Origin of the sequence: Mycolicibacterium cosmeticum (assembly GCF_000613185.1) — a bacterium.
Classification (GTDB): domain Bacteria; phylum Actinomycetota; class Actinomycetes; order Mycobacteriales; family Mycobacteriaceae; genus Mycobacterium; species Mycobacterium cosmeticum.
Genome location: NZ_CCBB010000002.1, coordinates 15,889 through 29,464, shown reverse-complemented (window position 1 = coordinate 29,464; position 13,576 = coordinate 15,889). Strand labels below are relative to the sequence as shown.

Annotated in this window: 11 protein-coding genes; 5 read left to right on the top strand and 6 right to left on the bottom strand. The window is 69.0% G+C overall.

The window, feature by feature from the left end; all coding sequences use genetic code 11:
• The first annotated feature begins 1 nt into the window (after position 1).
• Complete coding sequence (locus BN977_RS15480; RefSeq protein ID WP_024451818.1) at positions 2-772, top strand: DeoR/GlpR family DNA-binding transcription regulator; 771 nt, start codon at positions 2-4, stop codon at positions 770-772.
• A gap of 3 nt (positions 773-775) precedes the next feature.
• Here the strand turns inward: BN977_RS15480 and BN977_RS15475 are convergent, their stop codons facing one another.
• Positions 776-1,867 (bottom strand): FAD-dependent oxidoreductase, encoded by a 1,092-nt coding sequence (locus BN977_RS15475; protein ID WP_024451817.1) that lies wholly within the window; start codon positions 1,865-1,867, stop codon positions 776-778.
• A gap of 86 nt (positions 1,868-1,953) precedes the next feature.
• On the opposite strand from BN977_RS15475, the gene BN977_RS15470 reads away from it, so the two are divergent.
• Positions 1,954-2,397 carry a DUF4383 domain-containing protein gene (locus tag BN977_RS15470; protein ID WP_036399395.1) on the top strand — a complete coding sequence of 148 codons (444 nt, stop codon included), beginning with the start codon at positions 1,954-1,956 and terminating at the stop codon, positions 2,395-2,397.
• A 10-nt stretch (positions 2,398-2,407) separates the two neighbouring features.
• On the opposite strand, the gene hrpA is transcribed toward BN977_RS15470, so the two are convergent.
• Positions 2,408-6,346, bottom strand: coding sequence for an ATP-dependent RNA helicase HrpA (hrpA, locus tag BN977_RS15465; protein WP_109790217.1), 3,939 nt, complete (start codon positions 6,344-6,346; stop codon positions 2,408-2,410).
• Positions 6,347-6,432: 86 nt separating this feature from the next.
• Here hrpA and BN977_RS15460 point away from each other — a divergent pair, with 86 nt between their 5' ends.
• Positions 6,433-6,924 (top strand): hypothetical protein, encoded by a 492-nt coding sequence (locus BN977_RS15460; protein WP_051561572.1) that lies wholly within the window; start codon positions 6,433-6,435, stop codon positions 6,922-6,924.
• Between the two features lie 3 nt (positions 6,925-6,927).
• On the opposite strand, the gene BN977_RS15455 is transcribed toward BN977_RS15460, so the two are convergent.
• Positions 6,928-7,815, bottom strand: coding sequence for a mycobacterial-type methylenetetrahydrofolate reductase (locus BN977_RS15455; RefSeq protein WP_024451813.1), 888 nt, complete (start codon positions 7,813-7,815; stop codon positions 6,928-6,930).
• Between the two features lie 46 nt (positions 7,816-7,861).
• On the opposite strand from BN977_RS15455, the gene BN977_RS15450 reads away from it, so the two are divergent.
• Together BN977_RS15450 and BN977_RS15445 are read left to right on the top strand one after the other, a co-directional pair.
• On the top strand, positions 7,862-8,623 hold the full coding sequence (locus BN977_RS15450) for an alpha/beta hydrolase family protein (protein WP_036399393.1): 762 nt from the start codon (positions 7,862-7,864) through the stop codon (positions 8,621-8,623).
• 138 nt (positions 8,624-8,761) lie between these two features.
• Positions 8,762-10,195, top strand: coding sequence for an amidohydrolase family protein (locus BN977_RS15445; RefSeq protein ID WP_084172574.1), 1,434 nt, complete (start codon positions 8,762-8,764; stop codon positions 10,193-10,195).
• A gap of 32 nt (positions 10,196-10,227) precedes the next feature.
• Here BN977_RS15445 and BN977_RS15440 read toward each other — a convergent pair whose 3' ends face one another.
• From BN977_RS15440 to BN977_RS15430, 3 genes are read right to left on the bottom strand one after another with little or no spacing between them, the layout of a single operon-like run.
• Entirely contained in the window at positions 10,228-11,841 is a 1,614-nt protein-coding gene (locus BN977_RS15440; RefSeq protein WP_024451810.1) for an FAD-dependent monooxygenase, read from the bottom strand.
• The gene (locus tag BN977_RS15435; protein WP_024451809.1) at positions 11,838-12,740 is read right to left on the bottom strand and encodes an alpha/beta fold hydrolase; all 903 of its coding nucleotides are present in this window, start codon (positions 12,738-12,740) and stop codon (positions 11,838-11,840) included. The genes BN977_RS15440 and BN977_RS15435 overlap by 4 nt, the downstream gene beginning before the upstream one ends.
• On the bottom strand, positions 12,737-13,567 hold the full coding sequence (locus BN977_RS15430; protein WP_036399391.1) for an alpha/beta fold hydrolase: 831 nt from the start codon (positions 13,565-13,567) through the stop codon (positions 12,737-12,739). The genes BN977_RS15435 and BN977_RS15430 overlap by 4 nt, the downstream gene beginning before the upstream one ends.
• Positions 13,568-13,576: the final 9 nt, after the last annotated feature.

Below are 13,576 nucleotides of genomic sequence, written 5' to 3'. Positions count from 1 at the left end.
TTTGCCGGTACGCGGGTCGCAGGCACGCCGGGCCGAGATCGTGCGGCTCGCGCGGTCCAGCGGGCTGGCCAGCGTGGAGGAACTGTCCACACAGTTCGGCGTCACCGCGTCCACCATCCGCCGCGATCTGGGCCAGCTCACCGAACAGGGGTTGATCGCGCGCACCTACGGCGGCGCCATCGCGCTGGATCCGCACCCCGAATCATCGTTCCGGCAGCGCGCCCAGGAGGGCTACGCCGCCAAACGGCAGATCGCCCAATGGGCCGCCGCGCAGGTGCGCCCCGGCGAGACCATCCTGCTCGACGCCGGCACCACGGTCGGTGCGATGGGGGAATTCCTCTGCGATATCCCCGGTTTGACGGTGGTCACCGCCGGACTGAGCGCGCTCGAGGAGCTCGCCGACGCCGACGATGTCCGGGTCGAATGCATCGGCGGCACGCTGCGCCACCTCAGCCAGGGGTTCGTCGGGCCGCTGGCGGAGGCGACGTTGGCCCGGCTGACCTTCGACCGGGCGTTCCTCGGTGCCGACTCGGTGCATGCCGAGCTGGGCATCTGCGAGGCGGAGCTGGAACAGACCCGGCTCAAGGAGCTGATGATCGAGCGGGCCGGCACGGTCTACATCCTGGCGCACGCCGCCAAACTGGGCCAACGACAGTTCCATGCCTGGGCCCCGATCCCGCCCGGCGCCGTCCTGGTCACCGACGAGTCGGCCACCGAGTCTCAACTCAAGCCCTTCCGGGCCGCGGGTGTGCTCACCCAGCGCGCCCCGTGACGGTCACTCGCCGGGTGTGCGCACCCCGCGGTAGATCCCCCGCTTGACGATCAAGGGCTGCAACACGTTCCGGACGGCCCAGGCCGGGAATCGGAAAGCCTGGCCGCCGGGAGTGAACACCTCCAGGCCGTCGCGTTGCGCGCCGAGCACCGAACCCCAGCGCCGGGTCGGCGGACGGTACTCGCGCAGCGGTGTCCCGTCGACGAATGCTGCGATGTTGCGGGCCAGTAGGGCGTCGGCTCGGCTGCGGGCCGAGGCGCGCAGCGGATCGGTGGCCGCGACATCACCGATCGCGAAGACCTCCGGATGGCCGGGAACCTGCAGATGCCGGGTGACCCGCACGAAACCGTGCTCGTCCAGCAGCTCGGCGGGCAGCCAGCCGGTGTTGGGCCGCACCCGCCCCACCGCCCAGAGCACCGCATCGGCGTGCACGGAGGGTTGCCCGGTGCTGAATTCGACCGGGCCGGTGGTGATCTCGTCGGCATGGTCGGGCACCACCGCCCGATGGCCGCCGTGCAACCCCACCCCGGCCGCGGCCAACCGGCGCTCGACCCGGCGCCACACCCGTCGATGATGTTGGGGCAGCGCGTGTTCGCGCGGGTAGTACAAGTCGACCGCCGCCCTCGGCAGCGCCGACGCCAGGTTGGCCGCGGCGCTGACCGCTGCCGCCCCGCCGCCGATGACCGCGATGGTCGATGCTGCCGCGAGCCGGGCGTGTACCGCCAGCAACTGCGCGTCGATCTGCTCGGCGGTCTGGCGGTCCGGCCGGCGCCAGAAACCGTTCGTCACGCCGGTGGAGATCACCAGCACGTCATAGGGTTCCGGGCCGGTGTCGACATCGACGGAGCGGGCGGCCAGGTCGACACCGGTGATGGTGCCGTGCACGGTGCGTACCCGGTCCAGGCCGCGGAACCGGTCGAAGGTGGTCCAGTAGTCGCGGGACCACTCCTGCGGTCGGGCCACCCGCACACCCAGCTCCTGACCGCTGAGCAGGCCGGGTTTGGCCGAGATGCCCACCACCTCGAAACGCCGCGCCAGCCGCAACGCGGTCAGCACGCCGGTATCCCCGAGACCGGCGATGACGACGCGCTGCACCCCGACACGCTAACCGGTGCGGGCCTCTTGACCCGGCCAATTCGTCGTCGTACCGTCGAAGAACGGATCTACTACAGGGAGTAGTAATGACCGAACCCCGTCGTGGCTGGACTTTCGCACAGTGGGGCCTGCTGATCATCTGCGTCGTGCACCTGGCCCAGGCGGTCATCGGCTTCATCGCCGAACCCAGCTTCGCCGTCGGCCCCGGCGCACCGACGGTGCAGATCCTCGGCATGGACTACAACGGCTGGCACGCGCTGGCCGGCGTGGCCCTGTTCGGACCCGGGCTGGTGTTCTGCCTGCGCAATTCCTGGGCGGTGCTCTACCTGCTGGCAGCCGCGGTCGCCGGCGGCCTGCCCGGCGTCTGGGCGCTGTTCTCCCAGCAGGTGGCCTACGTGTTCACCTTTCCCAACAACATCACCGACGCCGTCGTGCACTTCATCACCGCCGCGGTCATGGCCGCGGTCGCCGGCATCCAGATCCGGCGCGACGGTGGCCTGCGCGCCAGCCTCGCCGACCTGCACCGTTGAGCAGGGCCGGTCAGCCGATCGCGTCGATGGCCTTGTAGATCCGCTGTTCGCTCACCGGGCGGGGCGTGCCCAGCTGCTGGGCCCACAGACTGACCCGCAGTTCCTCGATCTGCCAGGCGATATCGCGGATATCTGCGGCCCGCGCGCGGGTCGGCGAAAGTGCTTGCACCACGGCGTCATAGGCGTCCTCGACGGCATGCACCCGGGTCATCCGCTCGGCGTCGGCGGCGGGGGCGTGCGGCAGCCGCTCCAGCCTGCGCCCGATGGCGGTGACGTATCTGGTCAGGTCGGCCAGCCGGCCGGCCCCGGCATGGGCGACGAAGCCGTTGGGTAGCAACCGATCCAGCTGCGCGCGGATGTCGGCGATCGCGGCCGCCTGCACCGGGCTGGGACGGTCGGGCAGGGCCACCTGCACCTCGTGGTACACGGTCAGCACCTTCTCCGCGCGGCCGACGATGCCGCGCGTCATCGCACCGAGCTCGCGGGCCACCCGGTCCCGCAGCGCGCCGAACTCGGCCGCTGTCCACACCGGTGCGCGTACCAACGCATCGACCGCCGCATCGGTGCAGTCGTCCAGCAGCGCAGCCAACGAACCGTCCGGATTCGCATTGAGCGCCAACCGGGTTCGCATGTCCAGGCCGCGTTCGATCGCCTTCACCGGCGATGGCACGCTCAGCCGCAACAACCGCCGGGTCCCCGGGCCCATCGCGGCCTGCTGCTCGGCGGCCGACGCAAACACCCGGATGTCCACCGACCTTCCGCGGTCGACGAAGGCGGGGTAACCGCGGACCGGGTGGCCACCGGTGATCCGCTCCACCGTGCGGGGCAGCTCGTCGAGATCACCGGGCCAGCCCGTCAGACCGGACCGCTCCCATTCGCCGGCCACCGCCGCGGTGACAGCCCGCTGGATCGGCGCGGCCAGTGTTTCCTGAAGCGCGCCAAGGTCTTTCCCTCGCGCCACCTCGGTTCCGTCGTTGTCCTCCACCGCGAAGGTGACACGCAGGTGCGGGGGCACCTTGGTCAGGTCGAAGGCGTCGATCGGCACCAGGATGCCGCTGATCCGCCGCAGTTCTCGTTGCAGCGCCTCCAGCACCGAGCCGGCGCCCGGCTCCAGCCGGGGCAGGACGGCGCGGGCGGTGTCGGGGGCCGGCACGAAATTGCGGCGCAGATCCTTGGGCAGCGACTTGATCAGCGCGGTGACCAGTTCTTCGCGCAGAGCCGGTACCTGCCAGGCGAATCCGTCACCGCCCAGCCGCGCCAGCACCTGCACCGGCACGTGCACGGTGACGCCGTCGTCGGCGGCGCCGGGCTGGAACCGGTAGGACAGCGGCAGCTCCAGGTCATCGGTGCGCCAGGAGTCCGGGTGGTCGACGGAGTCGTCGACCCGCAGCAGCTCGTCGCGGGTGAAGGTGAGCAGATCCGGCGTCTTGTGCCGCTGCTTCTTCCACCAGGCGTCGAAATGCCGGCCCGACACCGCCGTCGCGGGTATCCGGGCGTCGTACAGCGCGTAGATCTCGTCGTCGGTGATCAGCAGATCACGACGCCGCGACCGCTCCTCCATCTCGGCCAGTTCGGCGCGCAGGGCGGCGTTGTCGCGGAAGAAGTGGTGCCGGGTCTGCCAGTCGCCGTCGACCAGGGCGTGCCGGATGAACAGCTCGCGCGCCACCACCGGGTCGACGGCGGCGTATCCCACCCGCCGGCGCGGTATCAGCGGCAGGCCGTACAGCGTGACACGTTCGTAGGCCATCACCGCCGCCCGCGCGGCATCCCAGTGCGGTTCGCTGTAGGTGCGCTGCACCAGGTGGGCGCCGACGCGTTCCAATGTCTCCGGGTCGATGCGAGCGGCGGTGCGGCCGAACAGCCGGCTGGTCTCCACCAGGTCCGCCACCACGACCCAGCGGGGTGGCCGCTTGGTCAGCACCGAGCCCGGCGCCAACACGAACTTCGTGTTCCGGGCGCCCTGGTAGTCCCGGGAATCGCGCGCCTTGGCCTCGTCGCGCAGGCCGATGTGCGACAGCAATCCTGCTGCCAGCGCGGCGTGGATGCCGGCCGGGTCGGCGGGCTGATCGGATTCCTGGATACCGATATCCCGCGCGATGCTACGCAGCTGCCCGGCCAGATCCTGCCATTCCCTGATCCGCAAATAGTGCAGGAACTCGTCGCGGCACATCCGGCGAAAGGCACTGCTGGAGCGGTCCTTTCGCTGCTCCCGCAGGTAGTTCCAGAGGTTCAGATAGGAGACGAAGTCGGAGTGCTCGTCGGCGAAGCGGGCATGCTTGCCCCTGGCCGCCTCTTCGCGGTCGGCGGGGCGCTCCCGCGGGTCCGGGATGGACAGCGCCGCGGCCAGCACCAGTACCTCGCGGACGCAGCCCTCGGTGTCGGCGGCCAGGATCATCCTGCCGATCCGCGGATCCAGCGGCAGCCGTGCCAGCCGGCGCCCGATATCGGTCAGCGCGCCGGTGCCGTCGAAGGCGCCGAGCTCCTGTAGCAGGCCGATACCGTCGCGGATGCTGCGGGCGTCCGGCGGGTCCAGAAACGGGAATCGTTCGATCGCACCGAGACCCAGGGCCGACATCTGCAGGATGACGGCGGCCAGGTTGGTGCGCAGGATCTCCGGGTCGGTGTAGCGCGGGCGAGCCTGGAAATCCTCTTCGGAGTACAGCCGGATGCACACGCCGGGCGCGGTGCGGCCGGACCGGCCGGCCCGTTGGTCCGCCGACGCCTGCGAGATCGGTTCGATGGGCAGCCGCTGCACCTTGGTGCGCCGGCTGTAGCGGGAGATGCGGGCGGTGCCGGGGTCGACGACGTACCGGATCCCGGGCACCGTCAGCGAGGTCTCGGCGACGTTGGTGGCCAACACGATCCGGCGGGCGGTGCGGCTGGGGGTGAACACCTTCTGCTGGTCGGCGGTGGGCAGCCGGGCGTACAGCGGAAGCACCTCGGTGTTGGTGCCGACCACGCCGCGCAGGGCGTCGGCGGTGTCCCGGATCTCGCGCTCCCCGGACAGGAACACCAACACGTCGCCGGGCGGTTCGGCGGCCAGTTCGCGCACCGCGTCGACGATGGCCTCGGTGGGGTCGCGTAGCTCGGATGAGCCGCTTGCGCGAAGACCGGCAACGGGGGTGCGGACGATCTCGTGGTCGGGATCGTCCGGGTCGTCCGAATCATCTTTGCCGACAGGCACTTCCAGGGGTCGGTACCGGATCTCCACCGGGTAGGTGCGCCCCGACACCTCGACGATGGGCGCACCGCCGAAATGCTGCGCGAACCGACCCGGGTCGATCGTCGCCGAGGTGACGATGACCTTCAAATCCGGCCGGCGCGGCAGCAATTCGCGCAGATAGCCGAGCAGGAAGTCGATGTTGAGGCTGCGTTCGTGGGCCTCGTCGATGATGATGGTGTCGTAGCGCAGCAGCCGGCGGTCGCGTTGGATCTCGGCGAGCAGAATGCCGTCGGTCATCAACTTGACCAGCGTGGAGTCATCGGCCTGGTCGGTGAAGCGAACCGTGTAGCCGACGGCCCCGCCGAGCGGCACATGCAGTTCGTCGGCGATGCGCTGCGCGACGGTGCGGGCCGCCAGCCGGCGCGGCTGGGTGTGCCCGATGGTGCCGCGGATGCCGCGACCCAACTCCAGGCAGATCTTGGGCAACTGGGTCGTCTTGCCCGAGCCCGTCGCCCCCGCCACCACGACCACCTGATGCTCGCTGATGGCCTTGGCCAGCTCGTCACGATGTGCGCTGACCGGCAGGTCTGGGTAGCTGATCTCCGGGACCGCCGCCAGCCGGGTGGCGATCAGGCCTTCGGCGGCGGCGAACTGCGCCAGCAGTTTCTCGTCGGGAGCCGAGTGCAGATTCTTCAACCGCCGGCCCAACCGCGACGCATCCCGGATCGTCAGGCCGTCGAGGCGCGCGCGCAGCTCGGGGACGGACGCTGCAGACAATCCGGACATTTGGTCAAGGATAGGTGCCCGCACCCGTTGACCCGCGGCTGCGCCCGGGTGCAGGCTCGAGGAATCGACCCGATGGGAGTGTCGTCATGAGCGATCGGTGGTTCGACGAGCGGTGGTTCGACTACGTGGGTGCCACGCTGTGCGCCTGTCTGGATTGCGACCCGCGGTCGTCGCCACGGATCGGTCCCGCCGATTACACCCGGTTCCTCACCGACGACGTCCGGCTGCACGCGTTACAAAGCCGGCTGGCGGCCGCGGAGTGGGGTGTCGAGGAGACGCACGAGCGCCCCGTCCAGGTCGTGACCACCCATCTGGTGATCACCGAGCACGGGTTGCTGTTCGGCGCTGCGGTGGCGGGACCCCAGCCGCTGTATTACCTGGCGGCGCCGCGCAGCCTGCTCGACACGGTCGCCGACCACGTCGCCGACTGCCCGCCACCGGCGGGAGCGGTGGCTGCGGTGGACTGCCGGCTGGACCATGATCTCGCGTCAATCTGGCAGTTCGAGAAGGCGCTGCGCGAGCGGTTGGACACCGATCCGGTGGTGCGGGTGCAGCTCACCCCAGCGTTCGCGGCCTGACGCTCAGGCCGGCGACCAATAGGCCAGCATCTCGGCGAACGTCTCGAAGGCCGGCTTGGACGCCCCGTAGGCGACCTCGAAGTGCACGCTGAGCGGGAACCCTAGATCGGCGACGCCGTCGATGACCCGCTTGTACAGATCGAGCATCAGGATGCGCTTGTCCGCGGGCTCCAGGCTCGCCAACCTGGACACGAACTCCTGCTCGGCCGCGACCGCCGCGTTGCCGGGGTCCTGGATGAGCCAGGTGATCAGCCCCACCTTGGACTCCATCTTCGGGACGAAGCCGAAGGACAGCAGGATCTCCGGGCGGTGCTCGGTGGTCTTGGCGAACTCGGTCAGGAAGCCCACGATGGCATCGGAGTACAGCAGCTGCGTCATGCCGTAGGTGGCGCCCTGCCCGCACTTGAAGGTGAACCGGCCCTGTTCGCCGTCGCGGGTGGGGATGAGGATGGCGCCGCGGTTGGGCACCAGGTCGGCATAGATGGACAGGGCGTCGGTGGGGGCCACGCCCTCGCCTTCGCCGTCCTTCATGGTTCGCGGCACGCCCACGAAGGCGATGCCGTCGAACCCCGCGCCGCTGAGATCGGTCAGCCGCCGGCCGAGGGCGTCGCGCCCCAAAAACGACGTCACCTGGGTGCACAGGCCGCGCATGCCGGGCAGTTCCGGCCGGATGAGCGTCCAGTATTCGAGTACGTCCATCTTGGGTTTCATCTCGACCGGGCGATCGTCGTCCTCGTCGATCATGCCGGGGATCATGATGTGGCCGAACCTGCCGGTCAGGCCGGTCGCCGCCGCCAGCTCGAGCACCTTGTGGGCCTCGTCGACGGCGTACTGCGGGCCACGCTCGACGTTCGGCGGCACCAGTTCCAGCGCGATGGTGTTCAGAGGCACCCCCACACCCTACGGATCACGCACCTGGTCGTGGTAAACCTCCCCCATGGCTGAACGGGTGACATTTCCCAGCGCAACCGGCCCGATGCTGGCCGGCGTGATCGACCTGCCCGACGGCCCGGCGCGGGGCTGGGGCGTGTTCTCGCACGGATTCACCCTCGGCAAGGACTCGCCGGCCGCGGCACGGATCTGTAAGCAGCTGGCCTCCGACGGCATCGGCATGTTGCGTTTCGACGCGCTGGGGCTGGGTGGTTCCGAGGGCGACTGGGGTGACGGGTCCTTCACCGTCAAGGTCAACGACATCATCGAGGCCTGCAAGTTCATGGCCGAGCGCGGTACCCCCGCCGATGTCCTGGCCGGCCATTCGTGGGGCGGGGCGGCGGTGCTGGCCGCGGCACGTGAGTGCCCGGGGGTGCGTGCCGTGGTGACCGTGGGTGCCCCGATCGATCCGGCGCACGTCGAGCATCAGTACGACGCCTGCCTGGAGCAGGTGTTCGCCGAGGGCAGCGGCCAGTGGATGGTCGGCGGTAAGACGCTGACCCTCAAGCGCGCCTTCGTCGAGGACGTCCGGGAGGCGAAGCTGCACCACAAGATCAAGGGCCTCAAGCTGCCGCTGCTGATCCTGCACTCCCCGACCGACAACACCGTCGGCATCCAGAACGCCAGTGACATCTTCCGCACCGCTCGGCACCCCCGCAGTTTCGTGTCGCTGGAGGGTTCCGAGCATCTGCTGACCGGGCCCGGTCAGGCGCACCGGGCGGGGCGGATCATCGGCGCGTGGGCCGACGCGTACTTGGGTACGCGCTGAGGCACGGCGTACCTCGGTACGCGCTGAGGCAGGGCGTACCTCGGTACGCGTGAAGCCATTGGTCGCGCGGGTACATTGACGGACCGTCGTATTACGGTCACACTGTATCCATAACAATTCCGCGGGACAGGTGGTGTGATGGCGCACTCGCAGCCAGAAAGCAACGCGGCAGCGGTCGCCGACGACAAGCGGCCCCTGCTGCTGCGGGGAGCCCATGTGGTCACCATGACCCCGGGCCGCCCCGACTGGGAGACCCTCGACGTGCTGGTCGACGGGCAGCGGATCACCGAGATCGGCCCGGGCCTCGCGGCCGAAGGCGCCCGCACGCTGGACATGTCCGGTCGCATCATCATCCCCGGACTCATCAACGCCCATCTGCACACCTGGCAGACCGCCTTGCGCTTTCTCGGCGCGGACTGGACGCTGCCGGAGTACCTGGCCAACGCCCATGGCGGCGTCGGCCACCACTATCGTCCCGACGACCTGTTTCGCGGCACCCTGGCCGGGGCCCTCAATCAGATGGACCACGGCGTCACCACGATTGGCGACTGGTCGCACAACTGCCTGACCCCCGAGCATGCCGACGCGGCGATCGAAGCCCTCACCGGCACGGGTGTCCGTGCGGTCTTCCTCTACGGCACTCCCTACGGTCTGCGCGACCGTCCCCAGGACGTCCGCCAGATCGACCGGCTGCTGGCCGGGCCGATCGCCGGCACCGACCTGGTGTCCCTCGGCTTGGCCATCAAGGGCCCGCAGCTGTCCAAACCGGAGGTCGCCATTGCCGACTTCCGCACCAGTGCCGAGCGCAACCTGGTCGTGTCGATGCACCAGAGCGCAGGTTCACCCGGGCCGGGATGGCAGGCGATCACCGAGGCAGGCCTGTGGGGCCCGCTGGTCAACATCGTGCACGGCACGGGGCTGGGCACCGGTCACGTCGAAGCGCTGCTCGCGCAGGGCGTCACCTTCACCTCCACCCCGGAAAACGAGCTGGGACAGGGCCACACCACGACCCTTCCCGATCGGCTGCTGGCCCTGGGGGCCGCGCCCTCGCTGGGCACCGACACCGAGACCGCCACTCCGGCTGACGTCCTCTTCGTTGCGCGCATGCTGTTGGCGTTGCAGCGCGGTGTCGGTCACGACGCGGCGGTGGCGTCCACCGGTCTCGGTGCGACCACCATCCCCGTCACGGCCAAGCAGGCGCTGTCATGGGCCACGGTCGAAGGGGCGCGGGCGCTGGGTCTGGCTGATCGCATCGGCCAGATTGCGGCCGGGATGTACGCCGACCTGGTGGTCATCGATGCCCGAGCCCTCAATCTGTGGCCGATGCATGACGCGGCCGCTGCCGCGCTGTACGCCCACCCCGGCAATATCGAAGCGGTCATGGTCGGCGGTGTGTGGCGCAAGCGCGACGGCCGGCTCACGCACGGCGGGTTGGACGCCGTCAAAGACGAACTCCATACCAGCGGGCAGCGGCTGGCCCACCAACTCAAGTTCCCCTCCGTGGTCGGCAAGGTGCGTCAGCGTGTGGTACGGTGCGTCGTCGATCGCCAACTGCGCCAGCAGGTTCGGTGACGATGTAGCGCAACCGCGAAGCAGGCTCCCGGTCAATACGGGGGCGCCGCAGCAGCGCCCTCGGCGGCAGGGGTCAGCGTATCGATGACGGCCTGCGTGCTGCGCGTGAGGTCGTGTCGGGCGATGTGGCCGATATAGCCGTCGGGCCGGATCAGGAGCAGCACGTCGCCGCTGACGCCGTAGGCCTTACGGAATCCTCCAGAGGCGTCGATGAGATCGTCGGTCGCCGGCCCTTCTTCCCGCGGATCCACTGACGTTCCGGTCGTCCCGGCGTCGATGTTGAGGCGCTGCAGCGGCGCTCCGGTAGCGGGCCAGCGCAGAGCGGCCAAGGACGTGGCGGCGTGCGGCCCATAGGCGATGGCGGTGAAATGTGTTCCGCGGTAAGCATCGAACAACCGGACTCTGTCGCCGTCACGGCTGAGCAGATCGGCATCGGGTGCCCGGTCGCCGACCCGCAGGGTCGCGGTGTGGTCGGCAGCCGATGGTGCCAGCGGACCGCCCCGGTAGGTCAGAGTCAGTTGCTTTTCATCAGAACCGCGACGGTAGCTGCTGGGGTCGAGCTTGCCGATCCCTTCGTACTTCTTGGTGGAGAGCCCCAGCACCCCGGCCGCGATCGGGCGACGCTCCTGTTCGTAGGTGTCCAGCAACGATTCCGGTGCACCTGCCAACACCTGCGCCAGTTTCCAGCCCAGGTTGTAGGCATCCCCGATGCCGGTGTTCAAGCCCTGCGCACCGGCGGGTGGATGCACGTGGGCGGCGTCTCCGGCCAGCAGGACGCGGCCGTGGCGATAGCGCGCGGCCAGTCGGATGTTGGGCCTGAAAACCGATTCCCAGGAGATGCTCGTGATGCTGAGATGCTTGTCACGCGTGTGCGATTGGATACGGGCATTGATGGCGTCGATACCCGACGGCGCCTCTTCGTCTGGCGCCAACCGGATCATCCACTGGAACAGATCGCTGTGGGGCAGTGGACAGGCACCGATGAAACGTCCGCCCAGGCCCGGCCAGATGTGCCAGTACTTGCGCGACAGCTTGCCGGCTACCGGGGCGTCGATGATGAGGGTCCGGTCGGCGTCATCGGTGGATCCGGTGAATTCGATGCCGGCCTGTTTCCGTACGGCGCTGCTACCCCCGTCGGCTCCGACGACGTAGCGGGCGGTGACCTCCTCGAGGCCCCGCGGTGACACGATGTGCGCGATCACCGAGGTGCCGGAGTCGCTGAAGTCGGCCAGTTCGCTGCCCAATTCGACGCGTACCCCGTGTTTTTCGAGAAGGTCGTGCAGGGCCTGGTTGGTGCGCGACTGCGGGATGAGCCAGGTGTCGGGGAACGGGACATCCGGCCCGCGTTGACCTTTGGCCATCATGCGCAGCGGGACGGTCACCGGGCCCAGGTGTAGGCCCATGGGCGGGTAGAGGGAGCCGCCGGCGGTGATGTCGGGCAGGGCGCCGAGATCGTAGAGCACCTCCAGGGTGCGCGGCTGCAGGCCCTTGGCCCGCGATCCGGCGAAACCGTGGGTCGCTTTGTCGATGATGCGCACCGAAATACCGCGGCGCGCCAGGTCGATGGCCAGTGCGGAGCCGGTAGGGCCGGCGCCGACGATCAGAACGTCGGTCGTCGAGGACGTGGAAGGAGTCGTGGTGGTCATGATGTGAGCCGTTCGGTGTGTGTGGCCGCGAAATCCGCCAGCACGGTGGCGACTTCACGTGGTTGTTCGAAGGGGGCCATGTGGCCGCAATTGTCGATGATGCAGGTGTCTTCGGGGCGAAGCATGGTGACAACGCGGTCCAGCGCGGTGATCGGCGTGACCTCATCGTCATCGCCCCACACCAGCAGGCCGGGAACCGCCAACTGTCCTGTGCGCCGGTACAGTTCGCCGCGATCGAAGAGTCCGAAGTTGCGCAGGGTGGAAAAGAACGCGTACAGCGAGCCCTCGTAGCGGAAGGCCTGCCCGACCATGTCGCTCAGCGCGGCGGCGCGGCCAGGTTCGCGCACATTGTGACCGAGGTGTTGATCGAGGACCCGGCTCCCGATCGTGCGCGCCACCACGGTGGTCATCAGGTCGCTGCCCAGGAGCAGGCGCTGAGTCAACGGCGGTCGGCTCAACCCTGCCGGCCCCACCAAGGTCAGGGTCAACGCGGTGTTCGAGGGGACCGCCTGCAGGTAGGCCATCGCCACCAGGGCACCCATGGACGTGCCCACCAGGTGGTGGGGGCGGCCCTCGCCCACCATGTCGATGACCTCCGCAAGCTGGCGCACGAACAGCTCTTGGTCGTAGGCGGTGTCGACACGGTCGGAATAGCCGCGGCCGTAGGCGCTGTAGGTCAACGTCTGCAGCCCTCGGCCGTGCAGGTGAGCCGCCATTTCGTCCCAGTAGAACAACGGGACGGTCAGCCCGCCGGCCATGACTACCAGCTGCCCGTCTTCGGGGCCGGACAGCTCATAGTGGGTGACGCCGTCCGATAGTGCGATGAACTGCCCGCGTAGCTCTGCGCGTGCGGCCGGGGTGAGACGCCGATCCTCCCCGGATGCGACGAAGTACTTCATCGGATGCCGCCGACCCTAGTGCTGACGAACCGGGTGATGGCCGCGGCCACCCAGTCCGGATCCTCTTGCGGCAGAAGGTGTCCGCCGCGGGGGTGCACCTCTTCGATCGCGCCAGGGATATCGCGGGTGAAATATTGCCCGCCCATCCCCGCGCTGCGCAGCATCAGGGTCGGCGCCGCGATGGAGCAGATCTCGGCGCTGTGGTCGGGCTGATCGGTGCACACCAGATCCACAAACGCCGCCCGGTTGCCTGGCCGGTTCCACAGCCGGTGCGCTCGGTCCACCACCGCTTCGGTGATCACCTCGACGTTCGGTGCTGCGGCTTGGCGTAGGCTGCGTTCGACTGCCCGCCGGGGCATGAATCGTCGTAAGACGTAACCGGCGATCGGATTGCGCGCCAACCGCATCGACGCGGGCAGCTCCTTCTCTGGGTAGCCCGTGGCATTGATCAAGACCAATGCCACGACCCGCTCCGGCCGGATCACCGCCAGATTCCAGGCGATGTTGCCGCCCAGTGAGTTACCCACGATCACCGCGCTGTCGACGCCGATCGCACCGAGAAATCGGTCCACCGTGCCCGCGTAGGTGCGCACCCGGTAGTCCCCACCGCTGCGGGGGCCGGTGACCCCATGCCCGGGCAGATCCGGGCGGATGACATCGAAGAAGGGTTCCAGGCGGCGCGCCACATCCTCTACGCCCCACAACGAGGACGCACTGCCGTGTAGCAGCACCAACGAGGCGCCCTGCCCCGAGCGCTTGTAGTGCACCCGCATCCCGTCCACCGAAGCAAAAAGGGAGTCGGGCTGCACGTCGTCGTCTTCCAACATAATGGATAC